Source organism: Proteiniphilum acetatigenes DSM 18083 (assembly GCF_000380985.1).
GTDB classification, from domain to species: domain Bacteria; phylum Bacteroidota; class Bacteroidia; order Bacteroidales; family Dysgonomonadaceae; genus Proteiniphilum; species Proteiniphilum acetatigenes.
Window position 1 is genome coordinate 21,642 of the sequence record NZ_KB905697.1, and the last position, 17,965, is coordinate 39,606.

Sequence of the window (17,965 nt, forward strand, 5' to 3'; positions counted from 1 at the left end):
TTTCAATGTTGTTCAGCTTCCCTCGTAATCCAGGCCGGTACCCGCGTTTGTGACCCTCCAGTTTTTGCTTTTTGCCGTTGTTACCTGTGCTTTGGTACATATGTTCTCATCAGTGGGGATGCCTCCGGTTTGAATGGGCGTAAAACTTCCCTCATAATTTCCCATGAGGTCGGGGAGAGCATTGACCACTTTCTCCATTTCCGTCGCGTTGATTTTATTCATGTAGCAAGTCAACAGGCGTAATTTTGTGTTATTTGTTATATCCAACGCGGTAAGTTGATTCCCGTTACACTCCAGCATATCTAAATCCCGGTTATTACTTATATTCAATGCCATCAGCCGGTTATCGTAACAATACAATGCCGGAATATTTTATCTGATCATCATTCAACCTTACCGCCAGATTAAATTCAGCCGGATTTTGCCCGTTGGGCATTACCCATTGCGCCAGTTTGGTGTTGGTGCCGGAGGCAATGGGCTCAAGGGATTGGGATGCAGGCAGTTCAAACGATATTGCCTGATGCAATAATGTTTCCGAAACCATGTCATATACCGGAATCGTTTGTTCCGAAGCTGCATGATACCACAGGGTACCATCAATATCCAGGAATATACTCTTCGGTTCCAAACGGGAAGCAGCATTGTTTTTGAGTGTAACCACGTGCAAAGCACCGTAGTGGCGGAACGTTACGTCGAGTGCCGTAACGCCCGTGAGGTTCTGCGCCTTGAAAAAGATGGGTATGGCTATTTTATCCAGGGGTTGAAAACCCGAAGCCCGGCCGTCCAATACAATAGCATTGTCCGAAATGGCAGATAATACACCGTGTACACCGTAGAGGTCAAAAGGATTGGCCGTATCTATACCCTCAGGAATGGACAAGTCAAATTCGGCGCGTTTTCCGTCGTTGGAGAAGTTTTGCACGGTTACTTCGGCTCCTTTTTTAATATTGTCCCCCTGTTTAAAGTAGAGCTGAATTTTGTCGCCTTCTTTCCAGCGCAGTTCGATGTTTTTACTATCCGTTTTCTGCGAAGCGGCTACACGGGTAGCAGGATTCCCTTCCGAAGGCATGGATACCGTAAGTTTCAGGGTATGCCCGGTTCCGGGGGTTAGTACCGGAACTGAAACATCGTCACTGTTGCAACTGACGAGCAATATGCCCGTAAAGAGCAACAGGTTGAATAGATGTTGTTTGGTTTTCATTTGTTCGAATAATTGATAAATAAACATGGGCTTTTTAATCCTACCAGTCGCCGCCCGGCATGTCAGGCGGTGTGCTGCCTGCAAGGACAGGCTGTTCCAATTCCATTTCGATGATTTCGATAGCCGGCTTCTGGTATTGTTTCTCTTCCCGAAGGCCTGTCGTTTGTTCTTTTTCCGTTTTCATACTATTTTTTTATAAATTAGTGTTTGTATCGAATAAGATTTTAGATATTTGTGATGTCCACCCATACGGTAAGTAATCCATTCAGCTACCCCCGTAATCCAGGCCGGTACCCGCGTTCATTACCTTCCAGTTTTTACTTTTTGCGGTTGTCACTTGTGCTTTGGTGCATACGTTCTCTTCGGCGGGGTTGCTGCTTCCGGTTTGAATCGGCGTAAAAACCCCGGTAGTATTTTCCGAATGGACGGGCAGGGCATTGACCACTTTCTCCATTTCCGTCGCGTTGATTTTATTCAGGTAACACGCTAAATGGAATAATTTGGTGTTATTCGTTATATCCAGCGAGGTGAGTTGATTACGGTAGCAGTACAGAACGGTCAGATCCGTATTATGAAGGGTATTCAACTCCGTAAGACGATTGCCATCACAAAACAATGTAATTAACACGGTATTGCCGCCAACATTTAACGTAGTAAGCTGATTATCGGAGCAATATAGAGATTTCAGTGCGGTATTCTTTGTCACGTCCAACGCCGTAAGTTGGTTACTGCTACAAGACAATGAGTTTAATACGGTATTCTTTGTTACATCCAATGCCGTAAGTTGATTGTCAATGCAATTCAATGCTGATAAACCGGTATTATTCGTGGTATTCAACCCCGTGAGCAGGTTTTCATAACAATACAATGTGGATAAGGAGGGATTTTTAGTCACATCCAATGCCGTGAGTTGGTTTCGGCTGCAATCCAGTAATATCAACCCTGCATTTTCTGTTATATCCAATGTCTCAAGTCGATTTCTGGAACATTCCAATTTTTCTAAAGCGGTATTGCTCCGAACATTTAACGTACTGATTTGATTGCCGATGCAATTCAAAATTTGTAGCCCTGTATTTTGTGTCACATCCAATGTCGTGAGTTGGTTGTGACCACAGCTTAAAGACATAAGGTCGTTATTTTTAGTCACGTCCAGTCCGGTGAGCCTATTATCACTACAATATAACGAGTACAAGGCACTGTTCTTCGATACATCCAATTCCGTAAGTTGGTTACTGTAACAGAACAAACCGGTCAGTACCGGATTATTGCTGATGTCCAGCCTGGTAAGTTGGTTGTGGTCGCAGTGGAACTCCATGACATTTCCGTAGAGGGTGATGGTTTGTGCGCCGATAGTATAAGCAACCTTGGTGCTTAATTGCGTCACGGACTCCCCCTCCTCTTTTTTACCGTTATTGTTCAAATCCAGCCATATGCCGTCGAGAGAGGGTGCAAATGCACCGATTATTAATTCAATAGTATTCCCGGCGGTTTTGGCTGTCGTAAAAGTAATGGAAGAGGGTTTGGTTGCCGCTTCATCGGAAAAAGCGAAAGAGCTTCCGTTCCACAGGGTATACAGGTGATAGGCGTGCCCAGGTATCAATGGCTGGGTACGCGCCGGTTTGGTTCCGGACTGTATGGTCTGGCCCTGGTCCAACGTCATCGCCAAGGCAAATCCGGGCGGGTTTTGCCCGTTGGGCATTACCCATTGCGCGAGTTTTGCATTGTCGCCCGACACAAGGGGAGCAAGGGGTTGGTATGGAAGTGGATCAAACGTGATTAATTTCTGCAATACCGTTTCTGAGACCAGGTCATATACAGGGATCGTTTGTTCCGTTTCCAGATGGAACCACGGGTTACCGGTGATACTCAGGAATATGTTCCTGGGCGACAGCCCGAATGGGGAACTATTTTTGAGCGTAGCCACGTGCAAGGCACCGTAATGGCGGAACGTCACATCGAGCGCAGTAACATCCGTCAGGTCCTGCGCTTTGAAAAAGATGGGTACGGCTATTTTGTCGAGAGGTTGGAAGCCGGAAGGGCGGCCATCCAGTACGATGGCATTGTCCAAAATGGCGGATTGGGCGCCATGCACGCCATAGAGATCGAAAGGATATGCCGTATTTACCGTGCCGGGAATGGGTACGGTAAATTCAGCGCGTTTACCATCAGCAGAAAAATTCAGCAGCAATATCGCGTCGCCTTTAATAATTTTATTTTCCTGTTTGAAGTAGAATTGAATGACGTCGCGTTCTTTCCAGCGCAATTCGATGTTTTTGCTGTCCTCTTTCTGCGAAGCGGTCACACGGGTGCCGACATCCCCTTCCAAAGGCATCGATGCCGTGATCTTCAAAGTACGCACGCTACCGGTTTCCGGTGCCGGCACGGCCATGTCGTCGTTCTGGCAGCCTGCGAATAACAGACCGGCAAGGAACAACAAGGTGAGTAGGTGTTGTTTAGTCATTTTTGTTGAATTGTTAAGTTGTTGAGTCGTTGAATTGTTTTAAGTAATTGATGAATGATCAATTCAATGGAACTTTATCAGCGTTCCCAATCTTCCAGCGGGGGCGGGGGTGGATCAATAGTGGAAGTGGCTTTCACGTCGGCGATGCACCTGAACTCCAGCGTCACATTTATCTCAGTGCTTCTCCTGTTCCCCTCTTCGTAGGATTTCCCGGTCAGGATAAATTTTTTGGTGCCGCCCGAAGGGTTCAGGAAATATTGATTCAGCGGGATTTCGCCAATCAGGGGCGGGGTAACATGCTCATCGTATTCCCGGCTTGATATCCGCCCCAGTACATCTACCGACACCTCATTGCCGTACGGTTCAAGCTTCATCTTTTGGTCGTCCCATCTCAGCATACGCCCGTTGCCCGGGATGGGTTTTGCGAAATGCTCCGTATAGGTTAATACGTTCAGCGCAACGACATACTGCCTGATTACCGGCCTTAATACCGGATCAGGGTCATGGACGTCCATTTCATAATAAGGGTGGATACCCATCTGGATGGTTTGCTTGTCGTTGATCCCCGCCGCGCGGTAATCGAGCGTCTTCACGTATTGCATACCGTCGCGGGAGAAATCCTTGTAGTCCCATTCCGTCCGTTCTATGTTTACCTGCAAAGGGCACCGTTTATTGAACACCACGTTAAAATCGTCGTCCTTTACCTCATAATCGCTGTTGGCGATAAAAACGGGGGTGTGTCCTTTATCCCTTAAATACCACCAGTAGTCGGTGTCGGAGGCGATTTTCTCAATCCTTCCCCTCACCACTTCGCCCACCACTGAGCCTTTTATCTGCATGATCTCCTCCCGTTTCGGCGCGGGATTCCTGTCCGACGGAGAGATCGTGACCGTGCGCACCGTGATGTTTATCCTCACTTCGTAGCACAACGGGTACTTCACCTCTTCCTTTTTGGTGACGGTAACGGTGCAGGTGGCACTTTTGGCACCTCGGCCGGCATAGGCGGTGATGACGGTGGTGCCCTCCACGGAGCCGCCATATATCCTGCCATTCCGCTCGTATGCGATGCGGGCATCTTCGCTTGTGCAGAAATCCAACTTCACATCGGTAGGCACGATGGTAACGTTCAACGGAGCGCTTTCGCCCATTTTCAGGTGCATCGTGGTGGGGCTGACAGAGATTGACTCCACTTTCTGCGCGGGCGGTCTGGCGGGTTGCCCCAAAGCCGGTGCAACCGCGAGCAGTAGCGCCGCCATCACCAGTAGCCATTTCACTCTCCCGAAAGTAAACGCCCTCCGGGGAGATTTCAAATCGTGGAATTTTGCTGTTTTCATTGATTTACAGTATTTTAATTTCACCTATTGACAACATTACTCTACTTAATCCCTGCCTGCTAAGCGGTACCTGGCATCCTGTCCCGGTTTGCCGGTTTGTACGTTTTGGCGGTAAGCCATGATACCCATGGTAGAATGACGTTCTTTCAAAGCTTTACGCAGGTATTCCTCCGCTTCCGCTTTTTTGCCCTGGCAGTTCAGCGACAACCCCATACCTAGGTTTGCCGAAACCATGTCGGGAGCAATATTCAATGCTTTCCTGAATTGAGTTGCGGCTTGCGACAGTTCACCCGCTTCCCAGTAGACCCATCCCAGATTACCCTGAATAAGCGCAGCGTTTGGTTTGAGTGATTCCGCATATTTGAGTACCTGCAGCGCCTGCGAGAGTTCACCCATGTCTTTGAGGGCGACCCCGAGGTTGTTCGCGGTCAAAATATCGTCGGGTTGTTGAACTGCGCTCCATGCAGTGGTATAAACACAGGCGGAACCAGCGCCGACAACCATGAGCATACCTCCCATATCGGCGCCGTCGGTAGGTTTGGAAGCGGACTCCAACAATTTATTTAATTCCTCTTCCTGTCCCGAACGTGTCCCATAGACCGCCATCAGGTCTTTTGCCATTCTGACGTAACTTTCGCATTTCGTCGTCAGAAAGCTGTTTTCCGGATCGCGCCTTTTCCATAATTGCTTTGATCTCCGCGCTTTGTGCAAAAACCGAAACGATCGTGAAAGAGAACAGCAATAAAAGAATGAATATACGTTTCATAAACTTCCTCCATTAAGTATTTCGCAGTTGTTCACCACATTCCAGTTCTTGCCTTATACCACATTTAACTACATCTCGTTCCATTGAGTTGAATTAACAATCGATGTAGTTAAAATCGGCGTAGCCAACAGTTGTTTGTCACTACTTCCCGAAAAATCGGGACAAGTTGTCCCGATTCATCGGGATTGGTACATTGATAAATTATCTAATATTTCGTAATTTCGACATCCGCCGGCACTTCGAATTTTTCGGCCGGAGGTGCCACGGTTTCTATTTTGATTACTTCGGTAGTAACTGGCATCCCCATGGCTTCACCTTTCATTTTCATCATCAGGTTGCCGTAGAGCAGGTATTCCATACCTAAAGTGTTTTTGTCGCTTTGCAAGCGGTACTTTTTGCACGGATAACCCAGAAAAGTCTCTTCACCGAGAAGTTCTATGTTCATCTCTCCCAACATTTCTTTCGATATTTTTTCCATATCCATGCCCATCGGGCTAATGGCCGGCGGCCGGTTGAAATGAACACCTGTTTTCTCTTCGAGGTTGATTTTCCAGTAGTCGTTGCCTTTCGTGATCTCAAGTTCCCTGGTGACCATTTTTTGTCCCATCATTTCCATTTCGATCACGGTTTCGGTTGCTTCCCATTCACCCCATTTGTCAAAATAAACTACGGGATTACTTTCTATTCCCATGGCGCTTGTTTTCTGATAGACGATTCCTTTTTCGAAAGGATATTTTTTTGCTTTGACATCGGCTTTCATTTCAGTAACCGACACATCCTGTCCGTCGTGATTTTTTTTCTTTCCGTTACACGCACAGAGCGTAATTAATGTAAGACAGAACGTTATGAGTAAAATTGATTTGTGTTTCATATGTTTGAAAAAATTGAAGTTTATATAGTTCATTAAAATTAGACTATTTCTTGCTATGGCATAGCTCAAGCAAGCTTGTCTTCTGTTCGTATTGCTTAACGAAAACGTTCCTCTTTATTAAACTTTATCAATAGATATAATAAAAGACATAAGAGTCAAGAATCAAGATCGAAGACAATCTACTATTATTCAAACGTTTGCACTTTAAAAAGATTCGATTATTTGTGACGTTTATTATAGTGATAACTATTGAATGTTATCCGGCATATTATTATAGTTGATCAAGACCGGTTTCCGATATCAATTGCACTGCTTTTTCCGTCCATTCGCCAACCTCTCCGGGGTTTTCACCATATTTCACAGTCAGTGTGAATAATTTGAAGACTCCGCCGTCCTCCTCAATCAGGCCATAATAAGTACCGTCGTAATATATTTCGTTCCGGATGTTATTCCCGTCTGTATCTTTGCAGACGGATCGCTGCCTGACTCCTGATCCCCATGGATATCCGGTTAATTCAGGCGGATCGTTTTCACAGTTTACGGTTGAATTTTCTTCCTTCATTTTGCTGCCGGCTTTACTTTCCAGATCCTGCCGGTACATCATGCGCCATTTTTCGGCCGATTCAATCGTTCGTGCCGTTACAATGGTAAGTTCAAAGAGATAATTTGTTTCAAAACGTCCATTTTTTCCTGTCCGGCGGGCAGCGAAAGTTACCGTTCCCATTCCGTATTCAGGTGTTTTGGTCGTTTCGGCCACATCAATAACGGCGCCTTGCGGCACCAACTGACGGAATACCTCCGGCGGTTGCGGCGAACGGATCACTTCCGGTTGCGCTCCGGCTTTCCCTCCGCCCAATAAGGCGGTGACAACCATTACCGCAGTCAATAGTTTTTTAGGAGTTGATTTCATGATTTTACAGTTTTCCAAATTAACTTCGTTCATTTGTTTCACTACCCGGTAAAACTCAAATATGTTCGGCTTTGCTCTCATTGCTTCACAAGTTAACTTTGTTCTTTTGCTTCACGACCCGGCAAAGTTCAAACAAGTTCGGCTTTGCTCTCACTGCTTCACAAATTGACTTCGTCCTTTTGTTTCGCGACTCGGCAAAGCTTGAGCAAGCTCAGCTTTGCTCTCACTGCTTCACAAATTCTACGCGACGGTTTTTGGCTTTGTTCTCCGAGGTATCGTTCGGGGCTATGGGTTGGCTTTCGCCCGCTCCTTCGGTTTCCATACGTGAAGCATCGATGCCGAACGATTTGGACAATTCGCTCTTTACCGAAGCGGCGCGGCGGCGTGAAAGGTCGAGGTTGGCATCATCGGCACCATCACTGTCGGTATGCCCTATAATCTTCACCTTTACATCGGGATTTTCCGCCAGTACATCGGCAATGCTTTTCAGTGTACCGTAGGATTCAGGTTTTACTACATCCTTATTCACATCGAAAGTGATACCATAGGTAATCAATTTTCCTTCGGTGATAAGTTTGCTGCGCGTATCGGGCGAAGCAGTGGTGATCTTTATATTTGAGAAGAAGGGCCGGTTGTCTTCGTGGGCATTGTCCAGGCGCAAACGTGTCAGTTTTGTGTCCGGCGCAAGCATTGTAGGCACGTCCATTACTTTCGCACCGCCGTGATAAACCCTTACCCTGCGGTTCTGCACCCATACGATGATATGGTTGACCTGTTCGGACACGACACAATTCCTCTCGCTTTTAGCATCCATACTTCTATACTCTGTATTATAATCATAAGCGTCCATACTCCACCAATCTTTTCTAAAATGTATTCTCAATCCCATATCGCCCGGAAACAGACCACCATCAAACTCTTTTTCCTTCCCGGGTTTATCACTGTAGAGCTTCACAGCGCCGGTAGCATACCAGTTACTCCTGTTTGGATTCTTTTGCTGGGCCTCCTCACTGAAATAGGGTATGTAGTCGAACTCGAGAATAAAATTAGCAGGCAGGTCCAGATTTTTGAGGTAGGCAAATTCCCCGCTGCTGGTTGTGTTCTGCAACCACTTGCCAGGAGCAATATTGATGGTCTTCACTTCCCCGCTGACATTAGTTGTCCACAGTGCGGGAAAATCGCCGATGGCGTCCTGCGAAAAATCTTCATAAAAAAGGATCTGGTCGCCGGGCACAAAATCGTATTTGGAATAAGCTTCCAGTTTAGGCGCCCCACCCTGTTTGCTGCCGGCAGATTTTTCGATTTCACCCGATTCCATCTCTGTCCATTCGATCGTTTCCACGTCTTTATCTTTTTCCGACTCTTTATAAGTGTCTTTGTCGATCGCCTTATCCACAGCCTTACCCACTGCGTCTTCTGTTTTTTGCTCGGCTTTTCTTTCTACGGTACGCTTCGCTGCGTTTTCCACTTTTTTCCCCACTTTATCGAGCCAGCTTTGCGCATCGGCCTGTGTAGCGATAAGGAGAAACAGGGAAATGAAGAATACTAATTTTTTCATGATGCTTTGTTTTAAATAATCAATAGATAAATGTTCTCATTGAAGAAATAATCACGGCGCCCAATATGGCCGACAGGATCACAGATACAAGAACTATGGCCAGCAGGCTGACAAGGAAGAAAGGTGTTTTCTTTTCTCCGGGCGTTTGTAGCATAGGCACCAGGCCTACGTATAACAAATACAGGCCATACAACCCACCGAGGCTAACCAGAAAGGAGAGAGGGGTATAAATCAGCAAAATGCCGGCTACGCACATCGGCGTATAGGAATAAACTACCAGTTCGAACGCTTTATCGAAACTTTTCAATGAATCGAATTTATCAGCCAGGAAAGAGATGACCCATGCTGACAGATAAACGCTGCCCACTGTAGAAATAAATGACACTAAGGCCTGACGTATTCCAAAACCAATCGACCCGATCTGAATACCTATCACACTATAACCGATAAGGCCGTACCCGATAAAACCAGCTATTGCCGGTATCAATGCCAACGGAATCAAATAGCCGGTCAGTAATTTTACATGTCCGTTGTTTTCTTCCGATATCAGATCCCACTCTGTTTTGGGAGTCCTCAGAATGTTTTTAGCTCTCTGAATTGTGTTCATACGATTAGTTTATTTTTTATTAAAGTGTATATTCCATGCACTTTCCATGATTATTTCATCACACCGGTTTTATGATAAATAATAGAATTGTCGACACAAAAATAAATGGAGTGAAATATTCAATTTCACCCCCTTTTTCGGGTTTTTCAGGAATATTCAAAAAATTGAGATACGTTTATCCGGCCTTCCGTATGAAAGCCACTTATTTGAAAGAAAGTGAGAGGGAGGATAATTTCGTTAATGTGAGAAAATTCAGGTCGCAGTTTATCGTAAAAAGAATCTTATATATTAAAATAGATATGTTAGATAAGATTAATGGAAAAAAGAGTTATACAAAGATATAATCTATTATTTTGCAGGATAGGACCCACAACAAATAAATTAAGCCGTAGATAAAATGATCATTCTGAATACTTAATAAAATTCAATCTTAAATTTCTCACAGAACAAATCATTTCTCTCAATAGTTGTATAAATGTATCTGAACCGAATCAGGTATTTCAATTAGAAAATCAATTATGGACTCAAAAAAAACAAACAAAGACAAGGACCACAAATCTGGTTCTACGTCCCACACTGACAAGAACAAGGATAATAAATCTGGTTCAAGGAGTAACAAAAATTCGGATAACAAATCCGGGCCGAAAAACAGATAATAGGGATAAATCCAAATTATCAAATTATTTAATCAATCCAATAAATTAGAAGCCGGAGTGCAGTTCTCGGCTGTACTCCGGCTGAAAATCCAAAAATTATCAAATCTATGGACTCAATTAATCAATCGGCTAGTAGCCAATCGCAGAGCAAAGATATTACAAAAAAAAGACAAAATGCTCGTTTTAACGAAAAATTTGAAGGAAAATTAAAAGAATTTTTCGTGGAAGAATTGAAAGACATTTATTTTGCGGAAGGTGAAATTTTAAGAGGTCTTGACAAGATGGAGTCAGCCGCCATCTCTCAATCCCTCAAGGAAAGTATCCGGTACCATCATACAGAAACCGAAGAACAAATAGAAAGGTTGAAAGAAGTATTTCAACTTGTCGGCGAAGAACCTTCCAAAAAGAAATGCGAAGCTATCATCGGTATCCTCAAAGAAGGGGAAACCATGCTCGAAGATACTGAAGAGGGCAGCATGGTGCGCGATGTGGCAATTATTATTGCTTGCCAAAAAGTAGAGCATTATGAAATCGCCACTTACGGGAGTCTTGCCGAATTGGCTCGAACACTCGGTTTGGATGAGGCGGCCGACATTCTTGAAGAGACACTCGAAGAAGAAAAGTCGGCCGATGTAGGCTTAACGGAATTGGCGGTTGAATCGGTAAATGAAGAAGCAAAAGAAGAAGGAGAAGAAAGCGGAAATGGCGTTGGGAGCCCCTATGATCCAGTCGAGGAACAAATCAATGATTATAATCCGGCAAGAGAACATGGCGACTATCGTGAGGGTGATTCAGACAGCGAATACCCGATGCACACCGATGAAGATGAAGACTTGTACGAAGAAGAGGATGATGAAGCCTACAAATAAATAGGATATGAAGTTATCCTGGAAATTATCCTTTCTCCAAAATAGAAAGGATAATTTTTTCTTCTTTGGTCAGAGCTGTCCGGTTATCGTTTTCTTCGATTTTATCGAGCTGATCAAAATATTCATGAAGCGAACCGTTTTCGTACAAACTTATAATAAGTGGATGCACGTAATATTTTTTACAGACTGTGCGCGTATTTCCCAAATATGCAGCTACTTTATCGAGTGCTTCCACTACTTTTTTCTTTTGCTCCGTTTGCGTTTCACCCCAGCCTAACTCCCTGAATGCCAAAAAAGCGTTCACCGTTCCGCCCCAGGTACGGAAATCCTTGGCGGTAAAATCCTCTCCGCCAACCTCTCTTATATAATCGTTTACCATTCCGGAGTCAATGGTTTGGCGTTTCCCGTCTTCATCATAATACTGGAACAATTCCTTACCGGGAATTTCCTTGCATCGTTGCACAATTCGTGCCAGTTTTGCATTCCGCAGAGTGATATCCTGGAGCACGCCTTTTTTACCTTTAAAAGAAAACCTGATCGCATTTCCTTTTACATCAATATGTTTGTCTTTAAGCGTGGTAAGTCCGAACGAGCCATACAATCTCTCGTAACTGCTATTCCCTACCCTCATGTTGGTACGTTCCATAAGACTGATCACCGCAGCCAGTACTTTTTCCTGCGGAAGCCCGTGACGCGCAAGATCTTTTTCGACATTCGCCCTTATGCGAGGTAAAGCATGTGCAAATTGTACCATGCGGTAATATTTAGTATGGTTTCTCAATGCAACCCATGCAGGATGATACCGGTATTGTTTTCGCTTTTCAGTATCAATACCGGTAGCCTGAAGATGGCCGTTTTCCAACGCGCATATCCATACATCTTCCCAGGCGGGGGGAATAACCAGTTTCCTGATCCTTTCCAGCACTTCCTTATTTTTCACTTCTTTTCCGTCCAAAAAGTACCGAAACGTTTTCCCTCGTTTTTTACGTATTATTCCCGGCCGATCATCGGTAACATATACCAGGTTGACTGCCTTCGCCGTTTTTTGGGGATCATAGAGTATCCGGGCTATTTTTCCGGACGATATTGCGTGGGTAAGATCGTCCTCTTTATCTGTTCGCTTCATAAAGGATTTATTCATTCAAATTAGTCATTTCCTCACTATGATAGAGCCCGAACAAGTTCGGTCTCTATTCATTTAGCTTAACGAAAATGTTCAAATGGGCCTTATCGACTTATTTTTTCTTTAAAATTTCCAATAATCCATCCATCGATTTCTCCATAAAAATATATTGATTTTCAAACAGGGATTTTAAAGGATCTCCCTTGATTCTTTTGGATAAAATTATATTTGAGTCTTCCGCTATAGCTAGATAGGCATAGCAATCCTTTATAGAAAGAGTGGATACGGGTTGTGCATATCCTGTAATGGCTAGCCCTAATTCGGCATTGAAAGCCAATGCTACTTCCACTGCCATTTTATCGGATATTTCTTTACTCACTGAATTACAAGCCTCGGCAAAAACCGGATTCACATGTAGGTGTTTCGCTTTTTGTCCCAAATTATAAAGCGTCATACCTCCCTGGAAAAAAGAAGTAGCCTCTGTAGCCTGCGAAAGAGCATTTTGTATTAGTCCTGAGGTACAACTTTCGGCAGCGGCAATGGTTTGCTTCCTCTTTTGCAATAATCGGCTGATTTGGTTTATTTTATTATGATCAAAAATATTCATATAAATATCGTTAGTAAATAAATCGACGAGGTTGGCGGATGACGTGAAAATCACATTACCAATCGGTCTATTGCTTTTTTTAAATCAATACCTTTTTCCAATACCGGTAAGAAGATGTCACCTTTTCTTGCCAAACGAGAAAGGGCGTTGTGAATGGAAAAATCACCTATGGACAGATCCTTCGTCAATTCATCCCATTCAACCGGCATAGAAACTGTAGCTCCGGGTTTGGGACGGACACTGTAAGCACTTGCCACGGTTTGTCCTTCCCGATTTTGCATGTAATCCAGATAAATTTTCGGGCCACGCTTTCGTAGACTGCGTTCTAAAGTAGTGGTACCGGATAATCTCTGCTCCACGAACCGGACGACAATATGGGCAAAATCGCGTACCTGGTCGTAAGTGTACTGCGCACCCATGGGTACAAAAATGTGAATGCCCGTACTTCCCGATGTCTTGCAATATGCCGGTACCTGGCATATCTCCAGTATTTCTTTGGTCACTTGGGCTGCTTCGATAACCTGAATGAAGCTATTTTTTTCCGAGGGATCAAGATCAATGATCAGGTAATCGGGATTACCAGGATTTTCTATCCGGTTGTTCCATGGATTAAGCTCAATACAGCCTAAATTGATGAGATATCCGAGTGTTTCTTTGTTGTTACAGACAATGTATTCCAATTCCTTGTTATTGGATTCCGAAAAAACAGAGACTGTTTCCACCCATGACGGCGCATTTTTTCCGGCATCTTTGTGGTAGAAACTCAATCCGTCTATACCGTCGGGAAAGCGGTGTAATGATTGCGCGCGGTTTTTTAAATGCGGTAAAATATATTCGCTCACGGACAGATAGTAATCAATTAACTCACCCTTGGTAATCTTTTCCTTTTTCCAGTAGAGTTTATCGAGATGAGTGTATTTCATTTTGTCTACTGTTCCGGCCGACGAAGCAGGAGCCGATTCCCCTTCCTGTGGTTGTACAGTAGTCCCCGGGAGACTATCGTGGTAGAGGTCTATAGCGCTCAAATCGTCCCGGATACCTATAAATACGGGTTGGCGAAAAAGACCGTCCTCGGTTATTCTGGAGTACTTCACGGTACACACCGTTTCCGGTTTTAACCACGTGGGCGGGGCATTGGTAGGAGGCTTGGTTGTGAAAGGTATTTTTTCGGTTACCATAGGTTGCAACAAGATATGTATCTCTTTGAGCGATTTTTTGCTGAATCCGGTTCCCGTATGTCCCGCGTAATATAGCTTTCCTTCTCTGTATTTACCCAGGATAAGTGCCCCGAAATACTTTCGCGAACCGCGCGGTTCGGTGTAACCGGCGATGACAGCTTCATCTGTCTGATGATTCTTTATTTTTACCCATTCCGCTGTACGTACCCCTTCGATATAGAGGCTCGATTTCTTCTTTGCGATCATTCCCTCCAAATCGGCTTGTTGTATGGCTTTATAAAATTCTTTACCCTTGTTTTCCACATGATCGCAAAATTTCACATGCGATGTTTCGGTGAGTGCTTCTTTCAGTAGTTCTTTGCGCTGGAGCAAAGGAAGCTCTTTCGTACTGTACCCATTCAGGAAAAGCAAATCGAACACGTGGTAAATGAGTGGCGTCTGCGGATTATCCGCAAAGTGTTGTAAGGTCTGAAAATCGGGTTTGTCGTTCTTGTCGTATGCCACAATCTCTCCGTCCACGATCATTTGATGCGTCTGTTGTCCAAGTCCGGCCTCAATAAGGGGATATCTGCCGAGAAACGATAATCCGTTACGAGAGTAGAACTGTAAACCATCGGTAAGATCGGCAATGGCACGGTACCCGTCCCATTTGATTTCAAATATCCATTCTTCACTGTCGAACGGATCTTCACCGGTAATTGCCAGCATGGGCCTGATATACTGGGAAAGTTTTTCCTGCCCTGAAAGAGACAAAGCCGGAGGACGTTTCTTTTTCGAAGCTGTTCCGGAAGGAGCGGAAGTTTTATATTTCTTTCCAACCAGTTTTGTTATCTTGGATTTTGAGGATGTGTAATTTTCGGCATCGTAATTTTCATGTACGGCATACGAGTCGTTGTGCTTGATGAGCAGCCACGCATTAGCTTCTTTCGCTGTATGCATCTTTACCAAAGCAAATTCGCCTTTTAGCTTTTTTCCGTGGAGAATAATTTTAACAGAACCTTTGTTCAATCCTTCCAGCAAAATCTCTTCGTCCGTCTTACCTTCCCGGCGAAGCAGGGGCTCATAGGTGCCTTCATCCCAAATTTCCACTTCGCCCGCTCCGTAATTGCCTTCAGGAATAGTTCCTTCAAAGGTGCGGTAAGAATAAGGATGGTCTTCTACCATTATAGCCAGCCGTTTATCAGTAGGGTTGAGTGAGGGGCCTTTCGGGACGGCCCAGCTCTTGAGCACACCTTCCATCTCGAGCCGGAAATCATAATGCAGCCGGGTAGCCGCATGTCGTTGTACAACAAAAATATGCCTATTGTCAGAAGAAGCGGTATCCGCAGAAGTTGTATCCAAAGAATCAGCACCCGCTGAAACAGTTTCCCCTTTTGGTTCGGAGGTTTGATTGAAGTTACGCTTCTTATTATATTTATCCAGTGCCATCAGGAGATGTTCTTTTTTGATTTTTCCAGACTTGCTTTCAGTTTTTCCATCAAGTCGATGGTTCTATCCGTGGGTTCCGCTCCTTTAGCCACTTTCAGCTTCTGTCCCTTCGCTTTCTGTTTGATGATCTTCAGTAAATCAGCGCTATAAGTGTCTTTATATTGTTCTCCGTCAAATGTTTCCGAGTTTAGATCGATGAGGGCAACTGCCATTTTCAACTCATTGGGTTTAACTTTTTTAGGAGGGATATTCAATTCTTCGTATTCACGAAGTTCTTCAGGAAAACGTATCTTATTGATAATAAGAACGTCGTGATAGGGCTTTACAATACCCAATATTTCCTTGTTGCGCATAATGAATGTGCCTACACCTACCTTGCGGGTCTTTTTCAATGCTTGTAACAGTAGCGAGTAAGCATTTTCCCCGTTTTTTTGAGGTTCCAAAAAATAAGGAGCTTCAAAATACACGCTGTCTATTTCGTCTTCATCCACAAATTGCTGAATAGAAAACACTTTGCTTTTTTCCGGGCTTGCAGCTTCAAAATCCTCCTCATCCAGTACAATATAACGGTCATTGAGCTTATAGCCTTTCACAATATTATCCCACTCCACTTCCTTACCGGTCTTTTCGTTCACCCGCTTAAAGCGGATATTAGACAGATCGCTCTTGTCCAGCATATCCAGATCGAGCGTACTGCTTTCTGTTGCGGAATACATCTTGACGGGAATATTAACCAGTCCGAATCCGATAGCTCCATTCCAAATAGATTTCATATGACTTTATTCTTATACCCATGTTATACCATCGTTTTTATATAGAACAGTAATAAAGAAGGCTTGGTTCAATAATAAACATGTGTGGCAGGTTCAATGGTAAACAATCGTTTATTATCTATTGTTAGAAGATGGAGTACAATGGATAATAACCACTTAAATTAAAAAATGGAAATTATGAATTGGCAAGATATTTTATTCGGCGCTGAAGACTTTATGTTTCTTGTAGAAATTGCTTTTCGCTCCCTGATAATGTTCCTCCTTCTTTTTGCGGGTCTGCGCATCACGGGAAAACGGGGAGTAAAGCAACTCTCTATATTTGAACTACTGATCATTATCGCACTTGGCTCTGCAGCAGGCGATCCTATGATTTACAAAGAAATAGGCATTGTATATGCCCTGGTGGTTTTTATTATCGTTTTCTTTACTTATTGGCTCATCACTAAATTGATCGAACATTCGAAAAAAATAGAAACGATCCTTGAAGGAAAACCGTATCAGATCATCCATGAAGGGAAAGCATCGAAAGAATCATTAAGACATAAAGAATTGGCTATGGATGAATTTTTCTCGGTACTTCGAAACCAGCATATTTTTCATCTGGGACAAGTAGAGAGCGCTATATTGGAAACAAGCGGTGAACTAAGTATTTTATTCTATAACTCTCCGGATATAAAAGCGGGATTACCAATATGGCCAAACTATCTGGAGAAAAAAACCAAACAGATAAAACACCACGGCATGTATGCCTGCACTTATTGCGGATATACACGTATAATGAACGAGGGGGAAAGGAATGTGTGCGAGTACTGTAATGAAAATGATGAATGGGTGAAAGCCCAAACCGGAGATCGTGAAAAATAAGGGTAGATGCCCTCAGGCACCCACCCTTATCATTTTAATAAATTTAACCAAGCATCTCACGCATGGCCCTGATCTCATCGTACGAGACCTGTATTTCCGCTTGTTGACGGATTACTATTGCACGTTGTTCGGGAGTAAGATCCTCGCTGTTCAATGCTTCTTCATAAGCACGCAAAGCTGCTTCTTCGCCGAATACGCAGTTATCGAGAATAGCTCTCCGGTTATTTCCCGAGAAAAAGGCTTTGACATCCATCCACGCGCGGTAAATCTTACCCGACACCATGGTGCCTTCGGCAATTTCTTCTCCTCCACGAACCACTGCAGGAGCCAATTCATCGCGATTCAGACTGCTCTGTTCAACCCTTTCCTGAAATAAGATTCTCAAATCGGAATCTTCAGGTTTTAACTCGTCAATGGCTTTCTGATAACCTTCCACTCTGTCGTTATTGATTAATATCAAATCGTTCAATGTTTCTGCTTGTTTTTCTAAATTCATAATTGAGTCCTTTCTTTTTTAATTGATAATCGAATCCACAGTGCACTGTATATAAATGAAACAAATGTCTTTTCTTATTGTTTTACAGAGCAGTACTAATAAAACCTAACAGGAGAAAAAATTACAATCATCGGAACCTGTTGAATGCCGATACGCTTGTCATAGGTAAATAGTCGAGAAGTAAGATCTGGTACGGATTTTCGCGGCCAAATGTTAAATGTACACGGTATAAAAAAACGCCCTAAGATTTTACTTTAGGACGT

General features: G+C 43.9%; 18 protein-coding genes. 2 read left to right on the forward strand and 16 right to left on the reverse strand.

Going from position 1 to position 17,965, the window contains the following annotated elements:
* Positions 1-12: 12 nt before the first annotated feature.
* The 11 genes from F597_RS20560 to F597_RS0110410 form a co-directional block, all read right to left on the reverse strand.
* Positions 13-336, reverse strand: coding sequence for a hypothetical protein (locus tag F597_RS20560; RefSeq protein ID WP_139224078.1), 324 nt, complete (start codon positions 334-336; stop codon positions 13-15).
* A gap of 7 nt (positions 337-343) precedes the next feature.
* Entirely contained in the window at positions 344-1,201 is an 858-nt protein-coding gene (locus tag F597_RS0110365; RefSeq protein ID WP_139224079.1) for a hypothetical protein, read from the reverse strand.
* A gap of 40 nt (positions 1,202-1,241) precedes the next feature.
* Complete coding sequence (locus tag F597_RS22370) at positions 1,242-1,385, reverse strand: hypothetical protein (RefSeq protein WP_019539671.1); 144 nt, start codon at positions 1,383-1,385, stop codon at positions 1,242-1,244.
* 81 nt (positions 1,386-1,466) lie between these two features.
* Entirely contained in the window at positions 1,467-3,662 is a 2,196-nt protein-coding gene (locus tag F597_RS21630) for a leucine-rich repeat domain-containing protein (RefSeq protein WP_139224080.1), read from the reverse strand.
* A gap of 77 nt (positions 3,663-3,739) precedes the next feature.
* The gene (locus F597_RS0110380; protein ID WP_019539673.1) at positions 3,740-4,996 is read right to left on the reverse strand and encodes an Ig-like domain-containing protein; all 1,257 of its coding nucleotides are present in this window, start codon (positions 4,994-4,996) and stop codon (positions 3,740-3,742) included.
* Between the two features lie 45 nt (positions 4,997-5,041).
* On the reverse strand, positions 5,042-5,617 hold the full coding sequence (locus F597_RS0110385) for a tetratricopeptide repeat protein (RefSeq protein ID WP_019539674.1): 576 nt from the start codon (positions 5,615-5,617) through the stop codon (positions 5,042-5,044).
* A complete protein-coding gene (locus F597_RS22585) occupies positions 5,556-5,762 on the reverse strand; it encodes a hypothetical protein (RefSeq protein ID WP_169337976.1) in 207 nt (68 codons plus the stop codon). The genes F597_RS0110385 and F597_RS22585 overlap by 62 nt, the downstream gene beginning before the upstream one ends.
* Before the next feature lie 205 nt (positions 5,763-5,967).
* The gene (locus F597_RS0110395) at positions 5,968-6,633 is read right to left on the reverse strand and encodes a DUF4412 domain-containing protein (RefSeq protein ID WP_157279085.1); all 666 of its coding nucleotides are present in this window, start codon (positions 6,631-6,633) and stop codon (positions 5,968-5,970) included.
* A gap of 271 nt (positions 6,634-6,904) precedes the next feature.
* Positions 6,905-7,543 carry a hypothetical protein gene (locus tag F597_RS0110400; RefSeq protein WP_139224081.1) on the reverse strand — a complete coding sequence of 213 codons (639 nt, stop codon included), beginning with the start codon at positions 7,541-7,543 and terminating at the stop codon, positions 6,905-6,907.
* Positions 7,544-7,766: 223 nt separating this feature from the next.
* Positions 7,767-9,101: an OmpA family protein gene (locus tag F597_RS20570; RefSeq protein WP_019539678.1), complete on the reverse strand. Its 1,335-nt coding sequence runs from the start codon at positions 9,099-9,101 to the stop codon at positions 7,767-7,769.
* Positions 9,102-9,120: 19 nt separating this feature from the next.
* A complete protein-coding gene (locus F597_RS0110410; protein WP_019539679.1) occupies positions 9,121-9,708 on the reverse strand; it encodes a Yip1 family protein in 588 nt (195 codons plus the stop codon).
* A gap of 763 nt (positions 9,709-10,471) precedes the next feature.
* Here F597_RS0110410 and F597_RS20575 point away from each other — a divergent pair.
* The gene (locus tag F597_RS20575) at positions 10,472-11,233 is read left to right on the forward strand and encodes a YciE/YciF ferroxidase family protein (RefSeq protein WP_019539681.1); all 762 of its coding nucleotides are present in this window, start codon (positions 10,472-10,474) and stop codon (positions 11,231-11,233) included.
* Between the two features lie 25 nt (positions 11,234-11,258).
* On the opposite strand, the gene F597_RS0110425 is transcribed toward F597_RS20575, so the two are convergent.
* The 4 genes from F597_RS0110425 to ku all read right to left on the reverse strand — a co-directional run bounded on the left by F597_RS0110425 (position 11,259) and on the right by ku (position 16,342).
* Entirely contained in the window at positions 11,259-12,359 is a 1,101-nt protein-coding gene (locus F597_RS0110425; protein ID WP_019539682.1) for a DNA topoisomerase IB, read from the reverse strand.
* A 109-nt stretch (positions 12,360-12,468) separates the two neighbouring features.
* Positions 12,469-12,963, reverse strand: coding sequence for a CinA family protein (locus F597_RS0110430; RefSeq protein ID WP_139224082.1), 495 nt, complete (start codon positions 12,961-12,963; stop codon positions 12,469-12,471).
* A 50-nt stretch (positions 12,964-13,013) separates the two neighbouring features.
* The gene (gene ligD / locus F597_RS0110435; protein WP_019539684.1) at positions 13,014-15,569 is read right to left on the reverse strand and encodes a DNA ligase D; all 2,556 of its coding nucleotides are present in this window, start codon (positions 15,567-15,569) and stop codon (positions 13,014-13,016) included.
* Entirely contained in the window at positions 15,569-16,342 is a 774-nt protein-coding gene (gene ku / locus F597_RS0110440) for a non-homologous end joining protein Ku (protein ID WP_019539685.1), read from the reverse strand. The genes ligD and ku overlap by 1 nt, the downstream gene beginning before the upstream one ends.
* 177 nt (positions 16,343-16,519) lie before the next feature.
* On the opposite strand from ku, the gene F597_RS0110445 reads away from it, so the two are divergent.
* On the forward strand, positions 16,520-17,206 hold the full coding sequence (locus F597_RS0110445; RefSeq protein WP_139224083.1) for a DUF421 domain-containing protein: 687 nt from the start codon (positions 16,520-16,522) through the stop codon (positions 17,204-17,206).
* Positions 17,207-17,249: 43 nt separating this feature from the next.
* Here F597_RS0110445 and F597_RS0110450 read toward each other — a convergent pair whose 3' ends face one another.
* Entirely contained in the window at positions 17,250-17,702 is a 453-nt protein-coding gene (locus F597_RS0110450) for a ferritin-like domain-containing protein (protein WP_019539687.1), read from the reverse strand.
* Positions 17,703-17,965 lie beyond the last annotated feature (263 nt).